Genomic DNA, 23,997 nt, shown 5'->3' with positions numbered 1-23,997 from the left:
GTAGATGGAGTTTTCGAGCTTCAATTTCAACAAAACTGGTCAGTAAGACAAACAATTATCGAACGGCCCCAGGAATATCAGACAAATAGCCTAATTTTCCTCCTAAATACCCGCCGAATAGTAACATTAATGCCTTTAGAAGGTTACACGTTCAATACCTTTAAACTTCCTCATTATGAAAATTCAGGAGATGGCGGTTAGCATCAATCGGGCTGAAAACCGCTTTGAACTCGAAATCGACGGAAAGCTCTTATTCATTGCGTATTATCCCAAAGATGATCATACGCTTGTGCTGACGCATACAGAAGTAAATCCAACAATGGCAGGTCGCGGCTTTGGCTCTCAACTCATGGAGGGCACCTTTGATTATATCGATCGTAATGTATTGAAGGTCATACCCTTATGTTCTTCCGTCCTGGCTTATATCCGGCGCCACCCTGAATACCAGCGGCTGGTGAGTCCGGCATCTTTAAAGGCCCTGTGAGTTTTTTTGGAAGATCATTCTTAATTCTCAACCCAGGAGGCCGGTTTTCAAAAACCGGCCTCCTGGCATTTTGACCTATTTGATCATTCTCTATTTCAGGATTTTCGACCTTCGCGAGCCGGGATGGACAGTCGAATCTGCTTCGCGCAATTGCCGGGTGGTTTTCCGGGAACCGTCGTGGCTCCAGCCAGGCGGGCCAAATAAATAATTAACAACCTGACGAAAAGACCCCGCTTGGCGCACATCCCGGCCGATGGCGGCCCACTCGTGAAACGCAATCCGGACCGGGTTGTACGAATCGATGTTTTTGGTCAAACCGTAGGTCGGGCGCTCTTCTTCTTTCTGGAAGGTTCCGAAAAACCGGTCCCAGATAATGAGCACTCCGGCGTGGTTTTTATCCAGGTATTTCAGGTTGGAACCGTGGTGGACCCGGTGGTGCGAGGGCGTATTGAAAACCGCTTCGATCACGGCAGGAAAGTTGTTGATGTGTTCCGTGTGAATCCAGAACTGGTACAAGAGACTGATAGCCTGCATGGTCAAAATGGCCGCCGGATGAAAACCGATCAGCGGCAGCCAGATCCAGAAAACAAAGGCACCGCTTACGTTTCCCGTCCAGGTCTGGCGTAGGGCCGTCCCCAGATTGTATTTCTGCGACGAATGGTGAACAACGTGCGAGGCCCAGAAATACCGGCTGCTGTGACTGATTCGGTGAAACCAGTAATAACTGAAATCATCGGCGAAAAACAGCAAAACCCAGGCCCACCACTGCGTCAGGTCAATGGTAAAAAACCGGTATTCATACACGAGCGAATACGCGCCCAAAACCAGAAGTTTCCCCACCAGACCGATAATGACGTTGCCGATGCCCATAGCCAGACTGCTCAGCGTATCTTTCGTTTCGTAATAATCCTTCTGCTGAATTGCCGTAACGATGACTTCCGTTAAGAGCAGAATCACAAAAGCCGGGATGGCGTAATGAATCAGATTATCCATGCGTGACCGCAAAAAGTAATGTTCCCAAAGGTACATTTTTCCTCATCTGACGACTAACTGTTGATCCTGGCTGAACGCAAAACCGAGTTTTCGGCGGCTTGCCCTATCCCTTAAAACGCCCGGAAAACTAGCTTTTTCGACCGTTTAAACTGTTTTTTTGACCCCATCCGTAACTTTTAAAAATTTCTACGTCTCAACGTTAACCCTCGCAAAAGAGGAAAACGATTTACAACCAGACACAAGAAATGAAAAAAGTGATGATGAGTTTGCTGGTTTCAGCCCTGAGCGTAGCCGGCGTTTATGCCCAGAAAAACACGGTATTGGTTTACGGTTCAATCAATGCTGAATCGCAGAAACAGGTAGACGGTTCCAAGGTCAATAGCTTCAATTTTTCACCGGCTGTCGGATATCAGTTCACCGACAACTGGACCGCCGGATTAACCTTAACGACCGGAAGCATGAAGGGTCCGACCGCAACGGGTGGCGAATCCAAAACCTCGACCTTCGCCGTGGGACCATTCATCCGGTATGCCATGCCCCTCTCCGACATTTTCGCCCTTTACGGCCAGTTTAACGCGGATATCCTTTCCGGTAAAACCGCTGGCGTTACATCAAATGGATTTCGCGGCACTTTCTTCCCGGCAATTGGTGTTAATATGAAAAATGGGTTTGCCTTGAACTTTAGCTTCGGCGGTTTGAGCTTTGCTTCCCAAAAACCAAAAGGCGCTTCGGATAGCATGACGGATTTTAAATTCAATTTCGGTAGCGGTGCGGGATTCGGTATCTCGAAGAACTTTTGATAAGACCTTGAGTGAGAGTAGAGTAGTATTTGTTGTTACTGTTTTAGAAAGCCGTCTCCTTTTTAGGGGACGGCTTTTTTGTTTTCTTTGTGGTTTTTCATCAACCGTTTTTTACTGCGTTTCACAAAATGTCGATTGATTTACGAAGCGATACCGTCACCAGGCCCACTCCGGCCATGCGGGAGGCCATGTTTACGGCCGAAGTCGGCGACGACGTGCTGGGCGATGACCCCACCGTACTGGCGCTGGAAGAAAAAACCGCCCGGCTGTTTGGAATGGAAGCCGCCCTTTTCTGTACTTCCGGCACGATGACGAACCAACTGGCCATTCGCACGCACACCTGCCCCGGCGACGATGTGATTTGTGACCAGCTTTCGCACGTTTATCTGTACGAAGGTGGCGGCATCGCGGTGAATGCGCTGGCGTCGGTCAGTCTGGCGAAGGGCGAACGGGGCAAACTGACACCTGAACTGGTTCGCGAGCACATTCAGCCTGACGATATTCACAAGCCCATTACCCGGCTGGTTTGTCTGGAAAACACGGTCAACAAAGGGGGTGGCTGTTACTACACGGTTCCGGAAATTGCGGCCATCCGCCAGGTTTGCGACGAATACGGTTTGAAGCTGCACCTGGACGGCGCGCGCCTGTTCAATGCCCTGGTCGAAACCGGTGAGACGCCCGAATCGTACGGTCAGTTGTTCGATTCGATCAGCATCTGTCTGTCGAAAGGTCTTGGCTGCCCCGTTGGGTCGCTGCTGTTGGGCAAAGTGGATTTTATCAAACAATCCCGCCGGTTTCGTAAATTGATGGGTGGCGGCTGGCGACAAGCCGGTTTTCTGGCGGCTGCGGGCATTTATGCGCTCGATCACCACATCAACCGCCTGAAACTCGACCACGCCCGCGCCCGCAGGATCGGCCAGTTGATCAGTCAGTTGCCGGAAGTGGAAGCGGTTTTCCCCGTCGAAACCAACATTGTCATTTTTCAACTGAAACAGAACATCTTAGCGACCGATTATGTTGAATTATTAGCTCAAAAGGGAATTCTGGCGGTTACATTCGGCAAACACCTCGTCCGGTTTGTTACCCACCTGGATTTCACGGATGAGCAACTTTTGAGTTTAGAACAGAAAATTAAAGAAGGGATTGTTTCGCAGAGTTGAGCGGAGTTTAACGAGTTAAGCAGAGTTGATTTTTAGTAAAAAACTTCGCTTAACTCCGCGAAATAACATCAATCACGCACAATGCATATTCAAACCAGAACATTACAGAAATCCGATTACGCCGACCTGAAAGAAGCGATGCTGGAAGTCTACAGCGGCATTGGCGGAGATTATTGGGAGAAGAATCTCATTGATAAACTCCTGAAAATCTTCCCGGAAGGTCAGTTCTGCGTGGAGGTCGACGGCAAAGTTGTGGCCTGTTCGCTGGCGATTCGGGTGAAATACAGTGACTTTGGCGACAACCATACGTACGAGGAAATTACCGGCAGGTACACCTTCGATACGCACAATCCGAAGGGAAACTGGCTGTACGGAATCGAGCTTTTCGTGCATCCCGAATACCGGGATTTGCGGCTGGGTCGGCGGCTATACGACGCCCGTAAGGAATTGTGTGAGTCGCTGAACCTCAAGGGCATCATGGCGGGGGGCCGGATTCCGAATTACATCAAATACGCCGGAGAGCTTTCGCCCCGCGAGTACATTGCCAAAGTGAAGCAGAAGGAAATTTACGACCCGACGCTCACGTTCCAGCTTTCCAATGATTTTCACGTCAAGAAAGTCCTGCGCGGTTATTTGCCCGGCGACAGTGAATCGCTGGAATATGCGACCTTGCTGGAGTGGAACAACATTTATTACGTTGACGAAAAGAAGAAAAAACCGCATACCAACTCCATCATTCGGTTGGGTGTTGTACAGTGGCAAATGCGGCATTTTCCCAACATGCGGGCCCTGCTCGAGCAGGTCGAGTTTTTCGCCGACTCGGTCAGCGATTACAAAGCCGATTTTCTTGTTCTCCCGGAATTTTTCAATACGCCTTTAATGGCCGACTACAACGACCTTCCGGGTCCGATGGCCATTCGGAAACTGGCCGAAGTGACGCACGAGGTGCGGCAGCGGTTGTCGGAACTGGCCATCTCCTACAATGTCAATATTGTGGGCGGCAGTATGCCCCTGATCGACGATGGCAAGTTATATAATGTCGCCTACCTCTACCGCCGGGACGGCTCTTACGAAGAATACCGGAAAATTCATATTACGCCCAACGAAGTGCGCCATTACGGCATGGTGGGCGGCCACGAAATCCGGGCTTTTGATACTGACTGCGGAAAGATTGGTTTACTGATTTGCTACGACGTTGAATTCCCGGAGCTGAGCCGGATTCTGGCCGACCAGGGCATGCAGATTCTGTTTGTGCCGTTCCTGACCGATACACAGAACGGTTACACGCGTGTGCGGAATTGCGCGATGGCACGGGCGATTGAAAACGAATGCTATGTGGCCATTTCGGGTTGTGTCGGTAACCTGCCGCGCGTCGCCAATATGGACATACACTACGCCCAGTCGGCGGTTTTTACGCCTTCCGATTTCCAGTTTCCCAACAACGCTATCAAGGCCGAGTCGACGCCCAACACGGAAATGGTCCTGATCACCGATGTCGATTTATCGCTTCTAACGGAATTGCACGAACAGGGTTCGGTGCAGATTTTGAAAGACCGGCGGACGGATTTATACGACGTAACGGTCAAACGTTCGGCGCGAACCAAGGTGGAAAAGAAAAAGGAACTGTCGAACGAGGAGGAGCAAAAAACGTTGCCACCGGTTATTGTGGTGGAATAGTAGAGCTGATATTGAAGATAGAAAAAGACCTGTCAGGTTTTGAAAACCTGACAGGTCTTCGAATTTATTTCACCGCCTGAAAAACCTCAAACGGTCGGTCGGTTGACATTATGTCAGCGCCGTTTTGGGCGAACTTTTTATACAACGTATCGCCTTTGGCAACGGCTTGTTTATCCAGATTGCCAAGCGTACCCAGAATGCAGGAAATGCCTTTGGCGTGCAGAAACCGGTATAATTCAGGGCTGGGTTCTTTGACCCCGACAAAGGCAATCATGTTCCGATCGGGTATGCCAAGATTGTGCAGCCGGTGGTAATCTTCTTCCTTCATAATGGTTACAGACATCATCAGGTTCGGATCAAGACGGTGTACGGTGGCCGCATCCGTTGCGTTGTACACAATGACCATCGAATAATCAGTTGCACCTGTCCGCTGAACCATCTCAACAACCCTGGCGAACGGGACGTTTCTTTTCACATCGAGCCCGTAAATCACTTTGTCTTTTCCCCACCGCAACACCTGCTCCAGCGTTGGAACTTTGAAATCGGTTTGATTCCCAAAATTGTCTTCCAGTCGGTATTGCTGAATCTCATTATACGTTTTCGCAATGAGCTTGCCGGTGCCGGTTGTTGTGCGGTCAAGCGTCTGGTCGTGCATCATTACCAGCACACTATCGCGCGTCAGATCGATGTCACATTCGATGATTAGAGGTAACTTTTCAGCCGCGTACGCGAACGATTCGAGGCAGTTTTCCGGGTATCCCTTGATGTCGCCCCCACCCCGGTGAAAGCTGATCATGGGCGTTTTGCCAGGCGCATAGTTGAAGAAAGCCGACAATCCACCCGGCGGAATCCGGTAGGAGCTGATGATCGCTTTGGGAGCACAACCAGCTATAAAACAGATGGTTATTCCAAACGCAAAAAGAAGTTTCATGTTGTGAAGTGTGCGTAAAAAGACCTGTATGGTTTTTCAACCTTACAGGTCTGTCTGGCAATCAGAATTTAGACATTTATGTCGCCGACCATGTCTTCCGGTTTCACCCACGCGTTGAATTCTTCTTCGGTGAGGTAACCGAGTTTGATGGCGGTTTCTTTCAACGTACTGCCTTCCCGGTGAGCAGTTTGGGCAATTTCGGCCGCTTTGTAATAGCCAATTTTGGTATTCAAAGCCGTCACCAGCATCAGCGAGTTATTGACGTGTTTCTGAATATTTTCTTCAATCGGGCGAATGCCGACCGCGCATTTGTCGTTGAACGAAACACAGACATCACCAATCAGCCGGGCCGAGTGCAGGAAGTTGTAGATCATGACCGGTTTGAAAACGTTCAGCTCAAAATGCCCCATCGCCCCCCCAACGTTGATGGCCACGTCGTTGCCGAACACCTGCGCGGCCACCATCGTCATGGCTTCACACTGCGTCGGATTCACTTTTCCCGGCATAATCGATGAACCGGGTTCGTTGTCGGGAATGAAGATTTCACCAATCCCCGCCCGTGGTCCCGACGACAGCATCCGAACATCGTTCCCGATTTTCATCAGGCTGGCGGCAACGGTTTTCAGTGCGCCGTGGGCTTCGACAATCGCGTCGTGCGCAGCCAGGGCTTCGAATTTATTTTCGGCAGTAACGAACGGCAAACCGGTCAGGCTGGCAATGTGTTTGGCCACGTTTTCAGAATAATTCGGGGGCGTATTGATGCCCGTTCCCACGGCAGTTCCACCGAGCGCAAGTTCGCTTAAATGGGCCAGCGTGTTTTTGATCGCCCGTAAACCGTGCGTCAACTGGGAAACATAGCCTGAAAACTCCTGGCCCACCGTCAAGGGCGTTGCGTCCATGAAGTGCGTCCGGCCAATTTTAACGACATTCTTAAACTCTTTGGCCTTGGCATCCAGCGTGTCACGGAGTTTTTCAATGCCCGGAATGGTTACTTCCACCAGAATCTTGTAAGCCGCAATGTGCATGGCCGTCGGGAAGGTATCATTCGACGACTGCGACTTGTTGACGTCGTCGTTCGGGTGCAGCGCCTTTTTTTCGTCGGTCAGTTGGCCGCCCTGCAACACGTGGGCGCGGTAGGCCACCACCTCGTTCACGTTCATGTTCGACTGCGTACCGGAACCGGTTTGCCAGACCACCAGCGGGAACTGATCGTCCAGTTTGCCTTCCAGAATTTCGTCACAAGCCTGTCCGATCAAGGCGTTTTTTTCCGGCGACAGCACGCCCGCGTCGAGGTTGGTCAGGGCAGCGGCTTTTTTTAGGTAAGCAAACGCCCGGACAATTTCGCGGGGCATTTTATTGATGTCTTGAGCAATTTTGAAGTTTTCAATCGAACGCTGGGTTTGAGCGCCCCAGTAGACATTGGCCGGTACCTGCACCTGACCCATCGTGTCTTTTTCAATACGGTATTCCATCGTGAGACTAAAGATGTTAGACTTGAGACAAGGAACCGGCGGGTTCGACCGGCGCTTCCGGCGGCAAAGGTAGGACAGAAGCAAATAGATAAGAATGGAATTTCTATATTTGTCAGAATGTTATCAAATGACAGGAGTAAGACGATCAAATAACCATGAATGTACCGCTTCAAAAGATTGTTTCTGCATTGGGTGGAGAAGTACTGATCAATCGCCCCGTCAGACATGAATTCGATTTATTGGCCATCGCCCAAGAAGGATTGCCAATGGAATCAATTACCCATCTTCAAAAAAATATGGGTTTCACGAATAAGACGATGAGTCATATCCTGGCCATTTCGGAAAGCACTTACCAACGTCGCATTAGAAACCAGGCTAAACTAAACAAAGATGAGACCGAAAAGGCAATTGCTTTGTCAGAAATTTATGCCAAAGGAATGGAGGTCTTTGAAAAGAAGAATGATTTTGAGTACTGGTTGAATGCAAAAATAGTATCACTTCAAAGTCAGAAACCGATCGATCTTTTAGACTCAATGATTGGTCGTAAACAAGTTCTGAATGTCCTTAATGCCATTCTGCACGGTATTTATTTATGATGGAACTGTACAGAATTACCAAAACGATTTATGCCAATGATTTAAATGGAACCGGTGGACTTTATAGCTCAGGGAGGTGGCACCGGGAGGGCACGCCTATTCTTTACCTTGCAGAACACATTTCATTAGCAATGCTTGAAACATTGGCGAATTCAGAAATACTCTCAATAAATATGAGTTTAGTGACAATTGAAATTCCGAACGACGCTTCAATAAAACGAATTCAGGTTGAAGATTTACCTCAAGATTGGAGAAGCATCCCATACAACGAGGAGTTAGCCAATATTACCGAACAATGGATTAATGAACGTATTTTTTGGATGATGAGAGTGCCCTCAGCCCACGCTCCGACCGAATTCGATTACTTACTTAACCCGTTGCATCCAGACCACAAATCTTTAAAAATAGCTCGTATAGAGTCTTTGGTTTTTGACCGACGCTTTAAATAAAACCGCCTATGCCTTTCCTAGTCCTTGACCTCGAAATGACCGGCCCGGAGCCGGATTGGAACGAAATTATTCAGGTGGGAGCCGTTCTTTTCGACGATAACTGGGTTGAAAAGGGCCAGTACCTGACCAACGTTTATCCCGAAAACGAAGACGCTTTTTCCAGTTCGTCCGAGAAAATTCATAACCTCTCGCTGGCCGATCTGGAAGATGCCCCGATGATTTACGACGTGCTCCCGGAACTGGAAGAATGGATTATCAAGCAGCTGGGCATTCGAAAAACGCAGCAAACGAACGACAATACACCCTACCTGCGTGAGGTAATCATCTGCGGGCAGAGCGTCATCAACGACATTAATTTTCTGAAAGAAGCCTACCGGCTGGAAAAACTCAAATGGCCCTATTCACGCACACTCATCGACCTGCATACCCTGAGTTATTTTTCCTTCCGGATTTTAAAGAAAAATGGAAAACCGGTACCACAACGACTGAGTTTAAAGGACATTGCGGGCCATTTCGGTTTCGAACGCGAATCCGAACATCACAACGCGCTGGAAGATGCCATTTTAACGGCGAAATGTCTGAAGGAGGTTTTTAAACTGGCCGACGGGTTGAAATTAAGCTAATAACCGGTCAATCTCGCCAGTTACCTTCGCCCAGCGCTGCTCCCAGTCGCCGGAAACGTCGATGTAGGCAATTCCCCGGGCTTCGAGAGCGGTTTTGAAACGCTGGTACATTTCTTCGCGTCGGTGGCCCAAGTCGCGCAGGCCGTCGGCTACCCAGGGAACGTCGATATTCAGCAGGAAATACCGATCGTAAACTACCTGTTTTTCAAGCTCATACAAAACCGGTGGTACTTCATTTAAATAGTGTTCGGAATACAACTCGGTCGTAATCAGATCCGTATCGCAAATCAGCAAACGATTCGCGGATTCCGTAGCTTTCAAAACCGCATCGGTTTGGGCGTGACCAATCTGAACGTAATCATCGAGCGTCAGGTCGTTGGACGTAATTAGGTCGCGGGCGACTTCGTGAACAAAAACCGTATGATAATGCCCAGCGAGCCGTTCCGCCAGCGTCGTTTTTCCCACACTTTCGGGGCCGAACAAGCAGACTTTTTTGACAAAATACGGTTTTACAACATCGGGAATAAAATCCCAATACCGGGCCGGATGCTGGCGAATCAAGGTCGCCGAAACCGGTACCTGCCGACGTTCCCGATCAAACCAGACGCAGGGCAATCCGAGGTGGTGTGATAACGGTTCGCCGTACGGTTCCGAGCAGAAAAAACCATCGATATCGGGAAACCGCTGCTTGATAAAATCGCTCCAGAGCCGGGTGGCTTCCCACAAAGGCAGGCTATCGTCCGAAAAATCATCCCAGACCTGCACCAGTTCAATGTCATCCCGATCGCCAAACAACGCCCGCAGCCACTCCATCCGCTTTTCGGGAGCGATTGAATCGGCGGGCGTGCAGTTCATGGAAACAATCAGTTGGTCGCATTGGGCCGCGGCAAACGCAATGAGCGCGATATGGCCCTGGTGAACCGGCATGAATTTCCCGAAAACAAGTCCTTTTTTCATGCCGTAGTTGGGGTGTAACTACGGTATTCGCGGGTCCAGTGCCAGGCCCCGACAAACGCAATCAGGCAGTAAAAACCGTATTCGATTCCCAGTACTTTGACGCCTTTGGTAAAGTACATGTAGGTACTGATCAAATCGACCAGGAGCCAGACGTACCAGCATTCCAGTTTCTTCCGAATCAGCAGAAAAGTAGCAATAATGCTCATCACAGACGTAAACGAATCGAGGTACGGGTAGGCACTCGGCTGGCTGAACATTACCGGAAACCATTCGTGGAGATTCTCCGCAATAGCCCCAAAGAGCGCGGTAGAAACCGCTCCGACGCCCATCAGGACCCAGAAATTCTGCGTCGATAACGGTGTAATTTTCAGCTCATTCCGACGATCTTCTTCACCGGTTTTGGGATGTGTCCACTGCCACCAGCCCAGCGCGTTGGTGACGAAAAAGAACACCTGCAAAAACATGTCGGGATAAAGCTGAATCTGGTAAAAGAGAAAAGTAAACAGCACCACGCTCACCATGCCGACCGGCCAGCTGACGATGTGCGCCCGCGCCGACAACCAGGTTGCCACCGCCCCCGTCACGGTTCCGAAGAACTCCAGGTAGCTCATCGGGTAACCGAGTACCGTAAAAAAGATGCTGTTGATGTCGAAAAGGTTGTTCATCGCGAAAATTCCGCCCAAACCGGTCCGTGGTCGGAATGAACGGCGTCGGTTCGGTGTCCGGCGGCTACGATCCGGTCTTTGTAAGGCTCGCTGACGGAGATGTAATCGATCCGCCAGCCTTTGTTGGTCGAGCGGGCACCGGCCCGGAAGCTCCACCAGCTGTACTCGACTTGCCCCGGATTTTTGTACCGGTACGAATCCACGAAACCGCTGTCGAACCACTTCGTCAGCCATTCGCGCTCTTCCGGCAAAAAACCGGACGACGTTTTGTTCCGAACGGGATCATGAATGTCGATTGGCGTGTGCGCAATGTTGTAATCGCCCACAACCACCACATTCGGGCGGGTTTTGCGGAGTTCCTGAACATAATCGAAAAAATCATTCAGAAACTGCATCTTAACGGTTTGCCGGATTTCGCCGGTCGTGCCCGACGGAAAATAGCAGTTTAGCAGCGTCAGGTCGCCAAAATCCGTCCGCAGAATCCGGCCTTCGCAGTCGTAGGCCGGAATGCCGCACCCCATCACGACCTGATCGGGTGCTATTTTGGAAAATGTCGCTACGCCACTGTAGCCCTTTTTCTCAGCCGCATGCCAGTGGTACTTATAACCCAGCGCTTCGAACGGCAGCAGATCCACCACGTCGTGGGTTGCTTTTACCTCCTGAAAACAGAGAACATCGAACGGGTTTTGCAGCAACCATTCGATCAGTCCTTTGCTCAGGGCCGACCGAATGCCGTTGAGATTATAAGTGAGAATCCGAACGGTTTCGCCGGAATGAATGGGTGCGTCGAGCGTCATATAAACAAAGTTTTCCGTTGATAATCCCGAAGATTTTTTGCCGCTGACAGCGGTCGAAGACCCTGTCAGCGGTGCCATTCTCAAATTACCACGTTCACAATCCGTTTCGGCACAACCACTATTTTTTTCGGCGCTTTTCCTTCCAGCCACTTCAAAACCGTCTCATTCGCCAGTACTTCTTTCTCAATTTCCGACGCAATTGTATCAGCAGGAAAAACCAGCGTAGTCCGCATTTTTCCGTTGATCTGGATCGGATATTCGATGGTGTCTTCCACCAGAAAAGCCGCGTTGAAAACCGGGAACTGGGCGTAACTCAGCGTGCCGGGTTGATTGCCCAAAGCCGCCCAGAGTTCTTCGGTAATGTGGGGGGCAAACGGCGACAACACCACCACCAGCACCTGCAAAACCGCCTTTTTGTTGCACTTCAACGCGGCCAGCTCGTTGACGCACACCATGAATGCACTCACCGACGTATTAAACGACAGGTTTTCAATGTCTTCTGCGACTTTCCGAATGGTTTTGTGCAGTACCTTCAGCTCGGCCGGGCTCGCTTTTTCGTCCGTCACCAGCCAGCGCCCGGGGCGGTTTTCGGTCGGTTCTTCGTAGAACAGCCGCCAGAATTTCTTCAAAAACCGGTACACGCCGTCGATGCCGTTCGTATTCCAGGGCTTGGCATCCGTCAGCGGACCGAGGAACATCTCGTACAGTCGCAAGGTATCGGCGCCGTAGCGTTCGACCACCGTGTCGGGATTGACGACGTTGAACTTCGATTTCGACATTTTCTCGATTTCGACTCCGCAGATGTATTTTCCGTCTTCTAAAATAAACTCCGCATTTTCCGCGTAATCCGGGCGTGTTTTTCGGAACGTTTCAACGTTCAGCACATCGTTTTCGACGATATTTACATCGACGTGCAAAGGCGTCACTTCATACTGGCTTTTCAATCCATTCGAAACAAAAACCGGCTTTTTTCCCTCTACGACCGAATCTTTCAAGCGATACACAAGATTCGACCGGCCCAGAATCATGCCCTGGTTGACCAGTTTCTTGAACGGTTCTTCTTCGGGAACGAAGCCCCGATCTTTCATGAATTTATTCCAGAACCGGCTGTAGAGCAGGTGGCCCGTCGCGTGTTCGGAACCGCCCACGTACAAATCCACGTCGCGCCAGTAGTCGATGGCTTTTTGATCGGCAAACTCCTGCTCGTTCTGCGGGTCCATGTAACGGTACCAGTACCAGCTCGATCCCGCCCAGCCGGGCATGGTGCTCAATTCGTATTCGTATTTTTCATCCCCTTCAGGGGACTGAGGGGTGTATTTCCAGCCTTCCGCGCGAGCCAACGGTGGTTCGCCGGTTTCGGTGGGCAGGTATTTATCCACTTGCGGCAATTCCAGCGGTAATTCGGATTCCTCCAACAGGTACGGCAGACCGTCTTTGAAGTAAACCGGAACGGGTTCGCCCCAATACCGCTGGCGACTGAAAACCGCATCGCGCATCCTGAAATTGATTTTGGCTTTCCCAATGCCGTGTTGTTCCAGAAACTGAACCAAAACCGGCAGGGCTTCCTGATACGTCAACCCATTGATCAGGCCGGAATTGATGTAACGTCCTTCTTTGGTGTTATCCGCCTGGTTGTCAATCTCTTTCTGCGCGTCCAGAATCGGAATAATAGGCAGATCGAAGTGTTTGGCAAACGCCCAGTCGCGCTGGTCGCCCGACGGAACAGCCATCACGGCCCCGGTTCCGTAACCCGCCAGCACGTAATCAGCCAGGTAAATCGGAACCCGTTCGCCGTTGAACGGATTGATGCAGTAACTTCCGGTAAAGACCCCCGATACGGTTTTAGCATCGGCCATCCGGTCGCGCTCGGACCGCATTTTGGCCGCCGTCACGTAGGCATCCACCGCCGGTTTTTGCTCCAGGGTTGTCAGCTCAGCCACCAGTTCGTGTTCCGGTGCCAATACCATGAACGACACGCCAAAAATGGTATCCAGCCGCGTTGTAAACACCTTGATCCGCTCAACGCGGTGCTCAATCTGAAAACTTACTTCCGCCCCGGTCGATTTCCCGATCCAGTTACGCTGCTGTTCCTTCAGCGAATCCGACCAGTCGATCGTATCCAATCCTTTCAGCAACCGGTCGGCGTAGGCCGTGATCCGCATCATCCACTGGCGCATCAATTTCTGCTCCACCGGATAACCGCCCCGCTCCGAAACGCCGTCTTTGACTTCGTCGTTGGCCAACACCGTTCCCAAAGCCGCACACCAGTTCACGACTGCGTCGGCCACGTAGGTCAGGCGGTATTTCAGCGTGATTTCGTACTGCTCGCGTGCCGATTTTCCCTTCCACTCTTCCGCCGTGAAACTCGGGACATCTTCGTCAGAAACCGCCTGAATACCGCTCGTTCCGTTGGTTTCAAACTTGGCAATCAGGGTATCAATGGATTCGGCACGATCGGTGTCCTTGTTGTACCAACTGCGGAACAATTCCATAAAAATCCACTGCGTCCATTTGTAAAACGACGGATCGGACGTCCGGACTTCGCGGCTCCAGTCAAAGCTGAAACCAACATTTTTCAATTGCTCAATGTAGCGGGCAATGTTCTGTTCGGTCGTAATGGCCGGGTGTTGGCCGGTCTGAATGGCGTACTGCTCGGCGGGCAACCCAAACGAGTCGAAGCCCATCGGGTGCAGCACGTTGAAGCCTTTCAGCCGTTTGTAACGCGTAACAATATCGGAAGCAATGTAGCCCAGCGGGTGTCCGACGTGCAAACCAGCCCCCGACGGGTACGGAAACATGTCGAGGATGTAATATTTCGGTTTTGAAGAGTTGTTTTCGGTGCGAAAGGTGTGGTTCTTTTCCCAGAACGCCCGCCAGTGTTCTTCAATCTTCTTGTGGTTGTACTCAGACATTGGAGCTAATGCTTTTTATGCGCTTTAAAAATGTTTCGCAGAGCTAAGCGGAGTAACAAAGAGTTAAGCGGAGAAAACTCTGTTAAACTCTTTTTTACTCCGCTTAGCTCTGCGCAACAATCCATTTACAAAAGTAGGGATTTTCTTACGGATTCGCCTGCGTATTTCGCTGAAGTCGGTTCAGAGTGTAGCAGATCAGGTGATTCAGGAGGCTTTGCTGGGTTCGGGAGCGAAGTTTCCCGAGTTCGAGTTCGTAAATGTAACCGGCTTTCAGTTCAGCCAGTTTCAGCGTTACCGTCCGGCCATCGGCAGAAAGTTCAGCATTGGTAACGGGTACCGGTTTCACATCGAATTGCTTCGATCCGTACGCTTCGTGGTATTCGTAATAATACCGTTGAAACTGATAATTAGTAAGTTGCTTCGCTGTGGCAGCATCGAGCGGCTGCGTAAACGTCAAAACAAAACCGGTTGGCGTCAGCTTCATGTCGGCCAGTTCCAGCGGGGTTTTCCCCTTCCAGCGAACGTGCTGAATGCCCCGGTCGCCCGCCCAGCCGTGGTCGGTCTGACCGAGCCAGAGGCTGCCGTCGGCCGCAAACGCCAGTCGGTTGTTGCCTTTCCGCAACCCAACTCCGGCCAGGAACGGCGCGCAGGCGCCCTGAATATGCCCATCGACGGTTTCGAGCATCAACCGGATCAGGTACGGATGATCCATTTCACCCACCAGCATTTTGCCCGAAAACGGTCCGAACTTACCACCGGTATCGTCCAGCACCGGCTGCGTCGGCGAATTGGCAATCCGGCTATGCGGAAACGCCACGCTCTCGACCGTCCGCAAACTATCCAGTAGTTTAACCGGCAACTTACTGGGCGTTACGTGCGGAAAACCGTCTTTCCACAACAGACTGGCCGGATGCCCGTAATGTCTGCCTTCCTGAACATGGTATAACTTACTGGTTCCTAGCCAGTCGCCCTGATTGTCGGCCGCGAACAGATTTCCGTTGGCATCGAACCCAATGCTGTTGGGCGACCGAAAACCGCTGGCATACGGATGCAGCTTTCCGTCGGTCCGGGCCGCCGTTGCGGTCAGTTTCATGATCCAGCCCCGATAAGGCACTGCCGAGTACATGCGGCCCGGCCGGCCCAGCGTATCCAGCTTCCCCCGTACTTCCGGAAAAATACCGGCTCCGCTCGACGCACAATTGAGAGCGATGAACAGATTCCCTTTTTTGTCTCTAATCGGTCCAAAAGCAAATTCGTGGTAATTGCCCGACAGCCCAAAATCATCCGTAACGGTCAGGTACTCATCCGCCACACCGTCGCCGTTGGTGTCTTTTATCCGGGTGAGTTCGGGGCGCTGCATCACCAGAATTTCGCTGTTGCTGACCGCCAGAATGCCCAGCGGATCGTGGATGCCTTCGGCAAAAAGCTTCCAGGTTTTCGTTTTGGGATTGTAGATCATGATTTCGCCCCGATGAAAACCGGCCACAATCCGGCCATCCGGCATGATTGCCATTCCATCCGTTTCGGCCGTCAGTCCTTTCGGCATCTGAATGGTTTCAACTTCGTAATAATCGGTGATCGTATCGGCGGGGAAAAGCGGTTTGGCAACTATAGAAGAATAAAAAAAAGTTAAAAGCAACCAGACGCCCCTAAATCCCCTGAAGGGGACTTGGACAGCATTTATGCCGGATTTGAAAGTCCCCTTCAGGGGATTTAGGGGCGTCTGGCAACTGTTTCGAATAGTTCTATACGTTTTCATTCGGCAATCATCGTTATCGTGAATTTCTTCGTTCCTACCGGCAAACGCACCACTCCATCCTGAATTTTGCCCACAGATGGGCGGTATTTTACGCCATCGCCGGATTTGCAGACAAAATAAACCGGTCCGGCCACGGGCCCCAGACTGAAATAACGGACCAGCCCCCGGCCCGTCGGCAGCGGCTTGATTATTTCCCGCACCTCAATGCCATTCACCAGGTACCGAAATTCCGGGTAGCGATTGAAGAGCTGGTAACCTTTGAAATGCACTTCGGGCAGCCGGTCGGCGGTACCAAACCGGATCGGAAAACCGCCCCGGTCCCGGAAATACACATCGCCGATAACGTGCGAGGGTTTCTTGCCGTTTCCGTCCCAATGATCGGTCAAATCGACAAAACCGCCCGTCCAGGCATAGCGTAACCGGCACGCTCCTGCATCCCAGCAATAGGCTTGGGTGGGAGTAAGTCCGACTGCAATCGACGCAGGTCCGGAATCGGGCATAAAGGTTCGGTAGATCGCCGGATATTTCAGTTCATATGGATGGTTGGGCTGGTGTCCGACATGGCCCGCCAGATCGTCCCGACGATTGGCCGATACGTTCGGATCTTTTTCCAGAGCCGGAACCGTGGCCGGTTTTCTGGTGACGTAAATCGCTCCGTACATGACAAAACCGTGGCCCGGATAGGTGCAGACATACGTGTAAATTCCTTCCTGATCGAGCCGGAAACTGATCTTTTCCGATTTTCCCGGTTCCACAATCGCGGTGTGCGCCACCACGTCCGGCGTGCGCGGAACGTAATTGAGTTTGGCCGCGTCTGCGCCAAGGCCAATGGCGGTATTGACCACCCTCAAACGCCCACCCGGCAGCGTAACCACCAGATTGTGAGACATATCGTCGTAATTATCAAGCGTCAGATTGATTCGGGTGCCGGGTCGCACCACAAAGCGCGGCACGTCGTATTTCAGGCCCTCGATTGCCCGAATCGTCAGCGTGGTGTCCTGGGCAAAGGCCACCGGAATTTTTAGGCCGCAAAGTGCAACGAAAATCACTAAGGCTGCGTACTTTCTCATGCAGGAAAATTATAAGGAAAAAAGCAAATTAACGGCTTTTTCTACTTTTCCAGGTTTCCTTTCATCAAAATCACAACCGACTAAAAACCGGTGCAATTTTCGGTTTTTCCATTCGTTGACTATTAAGTGTTTTTCACTGTAACTACACGAATTTTATCGATCTACCGCTACATTTTTTCGGCTTTCTTACTTCAAACTTCCATGCGGTGGTCATCTTTATCGGCCTTGTCCTTCAATGCCGTTCTTATCTCGCTATCAATCAGTTGCCAATCCGATGAAGAAGCCATCGGACCGGCGGGCGACTGTCTGGTGAAGGCTTCCACTTCCAACGGCCAGGCCATTGCCGGAGCATACATCGTAACCTATAAACCGACCGAAGAATTGCCGGTGGCTCCGAATGCGCGCGTCAGTACGGTTTCCCAGCAACTGCTGACCCGTCACGGGTTGAGCGACCCCAGGTTGCAGGTTTTGTTTTCCGGTGAGAAAACCGGTATTCTGGCCCACATCAGCGCAACGGAAGCCGAGCAATTAAAAACCGACGCATCGGTCGAACTCATTGAACCAGACCGGATTATCTCGCTGTGCAGTTGCGTCGAAGTGGCCGTTACTTCCACGCTGACGTGGAACGTGAAACAAACCGGTTACGGCCGGGGGGATCTCAATCCCGACAAAACCGCCTGGATTCTCGACACCGGCATCGATCTGGATCATCCCGATCTGAACGTCGACGCCAACCGGAGTCAATCGTTTCTCACCGGCAAAACCGTCGATGATGAAAATGGCCACGGAACGCACATCGCGGGCATTATCGGGGCCAAAAACAACACCATTGGCATTACAGGCGTTGCTTCCGGAGCCACGCTGGTGGCCCTCCGCGTACTCGACGACGAAGGGGAAGGGAAACTGTCGGCGCTGGTTCAGGCGGTTTCGCATGTTTACCAGAATGGCAAAGCCGGTGACGTGGTTAACATCAGCATCGGTGGCGAAGGGACTTCGACGACCCTGGAGCGGGTGATCAAACAGGCCGCCGACAAAGGCATTCTGTTCGCCATTGCCGCCGGAAACGAAGGTGTATCGGCGGAAAAATACGCCCCCGCCAATATCAATCACCCGAACGTCTTTACGGTTTCGGCGATGGATCAAAACAACCGTTTTGCCTCCTTTTCCAACTACGGTCCGACGGTCGATATTTGCGCTTACGGGGTACGAATTACCTCGACTTACCTGAACGGAAAATATGCGACCATGTCGGGCACGTCGATGGCGTCACCGCACGTAGCAGGTCTGCTGCTGATTCGCGGTCATGCGATTCCGACCAACGGTTTTGTCAAGAATGACCCGGACGGAACCGCCGATCCCATTGCCGGTGAATAAACCTGCGGAAACGGCTTTTATTCCATTAACCAGGTAGGAATTGTAGAAATATTGACAATTAGAAAATTCATACCCAACAAATCAGATTCAGAATAATAAGGACGAATTTCTTGCTTAAATACAATAGTTTGCCCACCTTTGTGACTTAATCTGAGAATGATGGCGGCATTATACAATGCCGTTTTTCATGAAAAAAATTCCCTACTAACTATATATACTTAATTAGTTATGCAACCAGTCTCAGCCTCCGACTCTTCTCCTGAAGCAACCACTCCCGTCGGACTGAACTTGAACGGGTTGAAGATTACGGTGCAGGGCGACTCGGCCGCCCAACAGGTTAAGGCACTACGCACGGCGTTTCCAGGTTCTCAGATCGAACTGGTCCCGGATGCCCCCGCCCGTTCGGTGCTGCTGCGCCGACGCAATCGCACCGAAATTGCCATCTACGTTTCAGCGGCCATTGCCCTTATGATTGTCGGGCACCTGCTGTTCAGCTACCTGACGCTTGACCGGCTGACGCTCTTCATGACCTCGCTGGAACTCAATGCGGATTTTTGGTACTACGTGGTAGGCGGTTTTGTCGCGCAGATGATCGATGGAGCGCTGGGCATGGCGTACGGGGTTACGGCCTCCACCCTTCTGCTCACCGTGGGCGTTAGTCCGGCGGCCGTCAGTGCCAGCGTCCACAGTTCGGAGATTTTCACGAGCGGAGTTTCGGGTTACATGCACCTCCGGTTCGGGAATGTCAATAGCAAGCTATTCAAAGCGGTTTTAATTCCGGGAGTCATCGGGGCCTGTCTGGGCGCTTACGTCCTGGTTTCGCTGGAACAATATTCGGTCTATATCAAACCGGCAGTTGCGGTTTACACGGCGGTGTTGGGCGTTCTGATCATTCAGAAAGCCCTGGCCAAGCGAATCAAGAAAAAACCGATCAAGAAAATCGGTTTGCTGGCCTGGTTTGGTGGTACGATGGACGCCATCGGTGGCGGTGGCTGGGGCCCGATTGTCTCTTCTACGCTGATTGCCAGCGGGCGCCACCCGCGTTACACGATCGGATCAGTCAATCTCGCCGAGTTTTTCATCTCACTGTCGAGCTCACTGACGTTTGTTACCCTCATTGGTATGACGCACTGGCAAGTCATCATCGGCCTGGTTTTGGGCGGGATGATTGCCGCTCCCATTGCCGCCCTCCTTTCAACCCGCTTGCCGATAAAAGCCATGATGATTATGGTCGGCGTTGTGGTAATAATCGTAAGTTTGCGTAATTTTTTATCCGTAGTGCTATGAGAGTTGAGAGGTTAGACAAGAGAGTAAAGACCGCATGGTATTTAAAAAGTCTTTACTCTCTTGTCTATTATCTCATGTCTATTCCCCAAGTTCATGAAAAGACAAACGAAAGCCATTCGTATCCAGACGAAAAAGTCGCAGTACCGCGAACATTCAACGCCTTTGTTTCTGACGTCCAGTTTCACCTTTGAAAGTGCCGAACAGGGTAAAGCGCTCTTTGAGGAATCGGAAGAAGGCAATATTTATTCCCGTTTTTCCAATCCGAATGTAACGGAGTTTGTCGATAAAGTCTGTATGCTCGAAAACGCCGAGACGGGTATTGCCACGGCGACCGGTATGGCTGCGGTTTTTGCGAGTATGGCGGCCTTGCTACAATCAGGCGATCACATTGTGGCCTGCCGGGCGTTGTTTGGATCGGCCCACCAGATTATTTCGCAGATTCTGACGAAATGGGGAATCACCTATACGTACGTGGATGCCACCGCTACGGAAGCCGAATGGGAAGCCGCCATGCAGCCCAACACCAAAATGGTTTATCTGGAAACGCCGTCGAATCCCGGGCTGGAGTTGGTCGATCTGGAAATGCTGGTTCGTCTGAAGAAAAAATACGGTTTTATCCTGAACGTCGATAACTGCTTTGCCACGCCCATTCTGCAAACCCCGCTCGATCTGGGCGCTGATTTGTCGGTGCATTCGGCCACGAAATACATGGACGGACAGGGCCGCGTACTCGGTGGCATCGTGGTTGGCCCGGAAGAATTGATCGCACCGATCCGGTTTTTTGCCCGGCATACGGGCCCGTCGATGTCGCCATTCAATGCCTGGACCTTGTCGAAAAGCCTGGAAACGCTGGAGCTCCGCATGGATCGGCACTGCCAGAATGCCCTCAAACTGGCCCAGGCGCTGGAAGAACACCCGGATGTGCAGCATGTGAAATATCCGTTCCTTCCCTCCCACCCGCAATACGAGCTGGCCCAGCGCCAGATGTCGGCGGGAGGTGCTATTGTAACGTTCGAAGTGGAAGGCGGTTTTGAACGGGTCAAAGCTTTGTTCGAATCCTTGAAAATCGCGTCGCTTTCTTCTAACTTAGGGGATACGCGCACGATTGTAACCAATCCGTTCACTACCACTCACTCGAAGTTAAAACCGAACGAGAAGGCGGTTTTGGGAATCACTGAAGGCCTGATCCGGGTTTCGGTCGGTCTGGAAGATGGGGAGGATCTGGTAGCCGATTTTACACAGGCCCTGACCAAGTCGGCCGAAGCCGTTCAGTCGGCGGCCCAGTGAATTTAAAAGCGTGGTTTCAGGTTATCAATCCAAATCACAAACAAATGAAAACGCTGACGCTCAATTTACCCGACAGCCTTGATATTGAGGAGTTTGAGGCTAAAATGCTGTTTGCCGGTCAATTGTATGAGAAAGGCAAAGTTACACTGGGCCAAGCCGCAGACATCGTAGGCATCAGTAAACGTTCCTTCATTGAAATTATGGGGCGGTTTGGTTTTAGCGTTTTTAATTATTCCGTAGAAGATCTTAAGCGGGAAATTTCCAATGTCTGAAGTTCTTGTCATATCTGACACATCCTCTATTATCTTATTGGATAAAATTGGAGAAACAGAGATTCTCAATAAGTGCTTCGACAAAGTTTATGCAACTCCTGTTGTTGCCCGCGAATTTGGAATTCTTTTACCTGATTGGATTATTGTTCAGGAAATTCATGACAAGGTTCGACAGGAAAAATTAAACGCGATAATGGACGCCGGAGAAGCCAGTGTACTGGCATTGGCGGCTGAAATTGAAGAATGTTACGTCCTGATCGATGACAATAAAGCCAGGAAATATGCGGAAGCTATCTCTCAAAAATATTTAGGCACGTTGGGATTGATATTACGGGCCAAGCGCCTGGGTATTATACCAAGTGTTCGTCCATTACTTGAAAAAATAAAGAAAACCGATTTCCGAGCTAGTGAAAGCTTATATGATTTGATACTCGAAGAAGCCAACGAATAACATGCGAATCGCTTTACTTTTACTCGTATTAGTGCTAGCCTTCAGTTCACCCAATATCGCCCAAACTGCTAAAAAACCGGTACGGATCGGGGTAGCTGGACTGGTGCATTCGCATGTCGGCTGGATCCTGAACCGGGCCAAGAAAACCGGCGACCCTGACATCGAAGTGGTTGGGATTGCCGAGCCCAATCGGGAAGTGGCCGAGCGTTACATGAAACGCTACGGATTGCCGATGAGTCTGGTTTACTCCACCCTTGAGGAAATGCTGGACAAGACCAGACCGGACGCGGTGACGGCGTTCAACGAGATCAGCAAACACATCGATGTGGTGAAGGTTTGCGCGCCCCGTGGCATTCACGTCATGGTGGAAAAACCGCTGGCAGTCAGTCTTGACCAGGCCAAACAAATGGAAGCGCTGGCGAAAAAGCACAACATCCATTTGCTGACCAATTACGAAACCACCTGGTACGGCAGCAACCACAAAGCCTACCAGATGGCGGTAAAAGATGGCGCGATCGGCCCGATTCGACGGATTGTCGTGCACGATGGTCACGACGGGCCGAGCCGGATGAATAAAGAGTTTGTGGCTTGGCTGACCGATCCGGTTACAAACGGCGCTGGAGCCCTGTTCGATTTTGGCTGTTACGGTGCCAACCTGGCAACCTGGCTTCTGAAAGGCCAGCGACCGACCTCCGTGAGTGCGTTTACGCTTCAGATTCAACCGGATACCTATCCCAAGGTTGACGACGACGCGACGATCGTGCTGGTTTATCCGAAAACACAGGTGGTGATCCAACCGTCGTGGAACTGGCCGTTTAGCCGCAAGGATATGGAAGTGTACGGGGCAACCGGGTACGTGTTTACGCTCGACGGCACCAAAATGCGGGTTCGACTGAAAGACGACAAAACTGAGCAGACGACCGAAGCCGCCAAAACCGATGCACCGGTTTCCGATCCGTTCGATTATCTGGCACAAGTGGTGCGGGGTGAAACTAAATCCGTGGATGATTTGTCATCCCTGCAAGTGAATATGGTGGTGATGGAAATTCTGGATGCGGCCCGTCGCTCGGCCAAAGAAGGAGGCAAACCCATCACCCTGAAGTAGCGTACGACTATAGCACATAAAAGCGCGGACTTCAGTCCGTGAGTACCCAATGATAGCAGAACCTTCTTACACCATCGAAAGTCTGACGGACCTACTCGCGGGTAAAACCGAAGTAGAAAGTCTGCGGACACTGGCTGAGTTATTTCCCGGCCAGGTGGTTTTTTCCTCCAGCTTCGGCTATGAGGATCAGGTGATTACGGATATGATTCTGGCCAACAACATCCCGATTCGCATTTTTTCGTTGGATACGGGCCGGATGTTTGGCGAGACGTATCAGGTCTGGCAGAAAACCAACAGCCGGTACGACACCAGGATTGAAGCGTATTATCCGAAAACCGATGCCGTTGAAAAAATGCTGAATGAAAAAGGTCCGTTCAGCTTTTACGAGTCAATCGAAAACCGGAAAGAATGTTGTTTCATCCGGAAAGTGGAACCGCTGAACCGGGCGCTGGCGGGCAACAAAATCTGGGTTACCGGCATTCGGGCCGAACAGTCCCAAAACCGCCAGACGATGACGCAACTGGAAGCGGATGAGGCACATAACCTGATCAAATTCCACCCGCTGATGAGCTGGACGTTCGACGAGGTGAAGGATTACGTGCGCAAAAACAATGTGCCGTACAATCCGTTGCACGACCGCGGTTTTGTATCGATCGGCTGCCAGCCCTGCACCCGCGCCATTCAGGAGGGCGAGGATTTCCGGGCCGGTCGCTGGTGGTGGGAAGATAATTCGAAAAAAGAGTGCGGATTACATGCCAAATAAACCTCCGCTCAACTCTTCTTTTCTCTGCTCAACCGCCGGGCGGCCCCGTCCGCGAAATAGTTCAACGGGTTATATCGCAGAGTTAAGCGGAGATTTTCAGAGGGAAGCAGAGA

Annotated in this window: 23 protein-coding genes; 14 read left to right on the top strand and 9 right to left on the bottom strand. The window is 51.2% G+C overall.

Annotated elements, in window-relative coordinates:
- Positions 1-175 precede the first annotated feature (175 nt).
- On the top strand, positions 176-484 hold the full coding sequence (locus GJJ30_RS28025) for a GNAT family N-acetyltransferase (protein ID WP_154178453.1): 309 nt from the start codon (positions 176-178) through the stop codon (positions 482-484).
- A gap of 90 nt (positions 485-574) precedes the next feature.
- On the opposite strand, the gene GJJ30_RS28020 is transcribed toward GJJ30_RS28025, so the two are convergent.
- Positions 575-1,477, bottom strand: a complete 903-nt coding sequence (locus tag GJJ30_RS28020; RefSeq protein ID WP_154178452.1) for a sterol desaturase family protein — start codon at positions 1,475-1,477, stop codon at positions 575-577.
- Positions 1,478-1,722: 245 nt separating this feature from the next.
- Between GJJ30_RS28020 and GJJ30_RS28015 the strand changes: the two genes are divergently transcribed.
- The 3 genes from GJJ30_RS28015 to GJJ30_RS28005 all read left to right on the top strand — a co-directional run bounded on the left by GJJ30_RS28015 (position 1,723) and on the right by GJJ30_RS28005 (position 5,114).
- Positions 1,723-2,277 (top strand): outer membrane beta-barrel protein, encoded by a 555-nt coding sequence (locus GJJ30_RS28015; RefSeq protein ID WP_154178451.1) that lies wholly within the window; start codon positions 1,723-1,725, stop codon positions 2,275-2,277.
- A 128-nt stretch (positions 2,278-2,405) separates the two neighbouring features.
- Entirely contained in the window at positions 2,406-3,437 is a 1,032-nt protein-coding gene (locus GJJ30_RS28010; RefSeq protein ID WP_154178450.1) for a threonine aldolase family protein, read from the top strand.
- Between the two features lie 81 nt (positions 3,438-3,518).
- Positions 3,519-5,114, top strand: coding sequence for a bifunctional GNAT family N-acetyltransferase/carbon-nitrogen hydrolase family protein (locus tag GJJ30_RS28005; RefSeq protein WP_154178449.1), 1,596 nt, complete (start codon positions 3,519-3,521; stop codon positions 5,112-5,114).
- A gap of 64 nt (positions 5,115-5,178) precedes the next feature.
- On the opposite strand, the gene GJJ30_RS28000 is transcribed toward GJJ30_RS28005, so the two are convergent.
- Both GJJ30_RS28000 and fumC read right to left on the bottom strand, forming a co-directional pair.
- Positions 5,179-6,045, bottom strand: coding sequence for a glycerophosphodiester phosphodiesterase family protein (locus GJJ30_RS28000; protein WP_154178448.1), 867 nt, complete (start codon positions 6,043-6,045; stop codon positions 5,179-5,181).
- Positions 6,046-6,113: 68 nt separating this feature from the next.
- Positions 6,114-7,517: a class II fumarate hydratase gene (gene fumC / locus GJJ30_RS27995; RefSeq protein WP_154178447.1), complete on the bottom strand. Its 1,404-nt coding sequence runs from the start codon at positions 7,515-7,517 to the stop codon at positions 6,114-6,116.
- 155 nt (positions 7,518-7,672) lie between these two features.
- On the opposite strand from fumC, the gene GJJ30_RS27990 reads away from it, so the two are divergent.
- Genes GJJ30_RS27990 through GJJ30_RS27980 form a run of 3 tightly spaced genes read left to right on the top strand, consistent with a single transcriptional unit; the run spans position 7,673 to position 9,185 of the window.
- The gene (locus tag GJJ30_RS27990) at positions 7,673-8,113 is read left to right on the top strand and encodes an Xre family toxin-antitoxin system antitoxin (RefSeq protein WP_154178446.1); all 441 of its coding nucleotides are present in this window, start codon (positions 7,673-7,675) and stop codon (positions 8,111-8,113) included.
- Positions 8,110-8,562, top strand: a complete 453-nt coding sequence (locus tag GJJ30_RS27985; protein WP_229313464.1) for an RES family NAD+ phosphorylase — start codon at positions 8,110-8,112, stop codon at positions 8,560-8,562. Before GJJ30_RS27990 ends, GJJ30_RS27985 begins: the two co-directional genes overlap by 4 nt.
- Positions 8,563-8,570: 8 nt before the next feature.
- Positions 8,571-9,185 (top strand): 3'-5' exonuclease, encoded by a 615-nt coding sequence (locus GJJ30_RS27980; RefSeq protein ID WP_154178445.1) that lies wholly within the window; start codon positions 8,571-8,573, stop codon positions 9,183-9,185.
- On the opposite strand, the gene GJJ30_RS27975 is transcribed toward GJJ30_RS27980, so the two are convergent.
- The 6 genes from GJJ30_RS27975 to GJJ30_RS27950 form a co-directional block, all read right to left on the bottom strand.
- Complete coding sequence (locus GJJ30_RS27975) at positions 9,177-10,142, bottom strand: AAA family ATPase (protein WP_154178444.1); 966 nt, start codon at positions 10,140-10,142, stop codon at positions 9,177-9,179. The genes GJJ30_RS27980 and GJJ30_RS27975 overlap by 9 nt on opposite strands.
- The gene (gene pnuC, locus GJJ30_RS27970) at positions 10,139-10,807 is read right to left on the bottom strand and encodes a nicotinamide riboside transporter PnuC (RefSeq protein WP_154178443.1); all 669 of its coding nucleotides are present in this window, start codon (positions 10,805-10,807) and stop codon (positions 10,139-10,141) included. Before pnuC ends, GJJ30_RS27975 begins: the two co-directional genes overlap by 4 nt.
- Positions 10,804-11,604, bottom strand: coding sequence for an exodeoxyribonuclease III (locus tag GJJ30_RS27965; RefSeq protein ID WP_154178442.1), 801 nt, complete (start codon positions 11,602-11,604; stop codon positions 10,804-10,806). The genes pnuC and GJJ30_RS27965 overlap by 4 nt, the downstream gene beginning before the upstream one ends.
- Before the next feature lie 80 nt (positions 11,605-11,684).
- Positions 11,685-14,516, bottom strand: coding sequence for a leucine--tRNA ligase (gene leuS, locus GJJ30_RS27960; RefSeq protein ID WP_154178441.1), 2,832 nt, complete (start codon positions 14,514-14,516; stop codon positions 11,685-11,687).
- A 145-nt stretch (positions 14,517-14,661) separates the two neighbouring features.
- Positions 14,662-16,062: a DUF7133 domain-containing protein gene (locus GJJ30_RS27955; protein WP_229313462.1), complete on the bottom strand. Its 1,401-nt coding sequence runs from the start codon at positions 16,060-16,062 to the stop codon at positions 14,662-14,664.
- Between the two features lie 209 nt (positions 16,063-16,271).
- On the bottom strand, positions 16,272-17,345 hold the full coding sequence (locus GJJ30_RS27950; RefSeq protein WP_154178439.1) for a plastocyanin/azurin family copper-binding protein: 1,074 nt from the start codon (positions 17,343-17,345) through the stop codon (positions 16,272-16,274).
- 201 nt (positions 17,346-17,546) lie between these two features.
- Here GJJ30_RS27950 and GJJ30_RS27945 point away from each other — a divergent pair, with 201 nt between their 5' ends.
- From GJJ30_RS27945 to GJJ30_RS27915, 7 genes are all read left to right on the top strand, one after another.
- Complete coding sequence (locus GJJ30_RS27945) at positions 17,547-18,719, top strand: S8 family serine peptidase (protein ID WP_154178438.1); 1,173 nt, start codon at positions 17,547-17,549, stop codon at positions 18,717-18,719.
- 228 nt (positions 18,720-18,947) lie between these two features.
- Positions 18,948-20,006, top strand: a complete 1,059-nt coding sequence (locus tag GJJ30_RS27940) for a sulfite exporter TauE/SafE family protein (RefSeq protein WP_154178437.1) — start codon at positions 18,948-18,950, stop codon at positions 20,004-20,006.
- A gap of 93 nt (positions 20,007-20,099) precedes the next feature.
- Positions 20,100-21,293 carry a trans-sulfuration enzyme family protein gene (locus GJJ30_RS27935; RefSeq protein ID WP_154178436.1) on the top strand — a complete coding sequence of 398 codons (1,194 nt, stop codon included), beginning with the start codon at positions 20,100-20,102 and terminating at the stop codon, positions 21,291-21,293.
- Between the two features lie 44 nt (positions 21,294-21,337).
- Positions 21,338-21,565: a UPF0175 family protein gene (locus GJJ30_RS27930; protein ID WP_154178435.1), complete on the top strand. Its 228-nt coding sequence runs from the start codon at positions 21,338-21,340 to the stop codon at positions 21,563-21,565.
- On the top strand, positions 21,558-22,016 hold the full coding sequence (locus GJJ30_RS27925) for a PIN domain-containing protein (RefSeq protein ID WP_154178434.1): 459 nt from the start codon (positions 21,558-21,560) through the stop codon (positions 22,014-22,016). Before GJJ30_RS27930 ends, GJJ30_RS27925 begins: the two co-directional genes overlap by 8 nt.
- A gap of 1 nt (position 22,017) precedes the next feature.
- Positions 22,018-23,121, top strand: coding sequence for a Gfo/Idh/MocA family protein (locus tag GJJ30_RS27920; protein WP_154178433.1), 1,104 nt, complete (start codon positions 22,018-22,020; stop codon positions 23,119-23,121).
- Between the two features lie 49 nt (positions 23,122-23,170).
- The gene (locus GJJ30_RS27915; RefSeq protein ID WP_154178432.1) at positions 23,171-23,884 is read left to right on the top strand and encodes a phosphoadenylyl-sulfate reductase; all 714 of its coding nucleotides are present in this window, start codon (positions 23,171-23,173) and stop codon (positions 23,882-23,884) included.
- Positions 23,885-23,997 lie beyond the last annotated feature (113 nt).

It is taken from the genome of Larkinella terrae (genome assembly GCF_009668025.1).
GTDB lineage: Bacteria > Bacteroidota > Bacteroidia > Cytophagales > Spirosomataceae > Larkinella > Larkinella terrae.
Note: the sequence above shows the minus strand (reverse complement) of the source record. Positions and strands in the feature narration are given on the sequence as shown.

Excerpts from the sequence above, each read along its gene's own strand:
- fumC (WP_154178447.1), bottom strand. The coding sequence starts at position 7,517 with ATGGAATACCGTATTGAAAAAGACACGATGGGTCAGGTGCAGGTACCG.
- GJJ30_RS27975 (WP_154178444.1), bottom strand. The coding sequence starts at position 10,142 with ATGAAAAAAGGACTTGTTTTCGGGAAATTCATGCCGGTTCACCAGGGC.
- GJJ30_RS28000 (WP_154178448.1), bottom strand. The coding sequence starts at position 6,045 with ATGAAACTTCTTTTTGCGTTTGGAATAACCATCTGTTTTATAGCTGGT.
- GJJ30_RS28010 (WP_154178450.1), top strand. The coding sequence starts at position 2,406 with ATGTCGATTGATTTACGAAGCGATACCGTCACCAGGCCCACTCCGGCC.
- GJJ30_RS28020 (WP_154178452.1), bottom strand. The coding sequence starts at position 1,477 with ATGGATAATCTGATTCATTACGCCATCCCGGCTTTTGTGATTCTGCTC.
- GJJ30_RS27920 (WP_154178433.1), top strand. The coding sequence starts at position 22,018 with ATGCGAATCGCTTTACTTTTACTCGTATTAGTGCTAGCCTTCAGTTCA.
- GJJ30_RS27965 (WP_154178442.1), bottom strand. The coding sequence starts at position 11,604 with ATGACGCTCGACGCACCCATTCATTCCGGCGAAACCGTTCGGATTCTC.
- pnuC (WP_154178443.1), bottom strand. The coding sequence starts at position 10,807 with ATGAACAACCTTTTCGACATCAACAGCATCTTTTTTACGGTACTCGGT.
- GJJ30_RS27950 (WP_154178439.1), bottom strand. The coding sequence starts at position 17,345 with ATGAGAAAGTACGCAGCCTTAGTGATTTTCGTTGCACTTTGCGGCCTA.
- GJJ30_RS27985 (WP_229313464.1), top strand. The coding sequence starts at position 8,110 with ATGATGGAACTGTACAGAATTACCAAAACGATTTATGCCAATGATTTA.
- GJJ30_RS27955 (WP_229313462.1), bottom strand. The coding sequence starts at position 16,062 with ATGCCGAAAGGACTGACGGCCGAAACGGATGGAATGGCAATCATGCCG.
- GJJ30_RS27980 (WP_154178445.1), top strand. The coding sequence starts at position 8,571 with ATGCCTTTCCTAGTCCTTGACCTCGAAATGACCGGCCCGGAGCCGGAT.
- GJJ30_RS28025 (WP_154178453.1), top strand. The coding sequence starts at position 176 with ATGAAAATTCAGGAGATGGCGGTTAGCATCAATCGGGCTGAAAACCGC.
- GJJ30_RS28005 (WP_154178449.1), top strand. The coding sequence starts at position 3,519 with ATGCATATTCAAACCAGAACATTACAGAAATCCGATTACGCCGACCTG.
- GJJ30_RS27990 (WP_154178446.1), top strand. The coding sequence starts at position 7,673 with ATGAATGTACCGCTTCAAAAGATTGTTTCTGCATTGGGTGGAGAAGTA.
- GJJ30_RS27930 (WP_154178435.1), top strand. The coding sequence starts at position 21,338 with ATGAAAACGCTGACGCTCAATTTACCCGACAGCCTTGATATTGAGGAG.
- GJJ30_RS27915 (WP_154178432.1), top strand. The coding sequence starts at position 23,171 with ATGATAGCAGAACCTTCTTACACCATCGAAAGTCTGACGGACCTACTC.
- GJJ30_RS27925 (WP_154178434.1), top strand. The coding sequence starts at position 21,558 with ATGTCTGAAGTTCTTGTCATATCTGACACATCCTCTATTATCTTATTG.
- GJJ30_RS27945 (WP_154178438.1), top strand. The coding sequence starts at position 17,547 with ATGCGGTGGTCATCTTTATCGGCCTTGTCCTTCAATGCCGTTCTTATC.
- GJJ30_RS27940 (WP_154178437.1), top strand. The coding sequence starts at position 18,948 with ATGCAACCAGTCTCAGCCTCCGACTCTTCTCCTGAAGCAACCACTCCC.
- leuS (WP_154178441.1), bottom strand. The coding sequence starts at position 14,516 with ATGTCTGAGTACAACCACAAGAAGATTGAAGAACACTGGCGGGCGTTC.
- GJJ30_RS27935 (WP_154178436.1), top strand. The coding sequence starts at position 20,100 with ATGAAAAGACAAACGAAAGCCATTCGTATCCAGACGAAAAAGTCGCAG.
- GJJ30_RS28015 (WP_154178451.1), top strand. The coding sequence starts at position 1,723 with ATGAAAAAAGTGATGATGAGTTTGCTGGTTTCAGCCCTGAGCGTAGCC.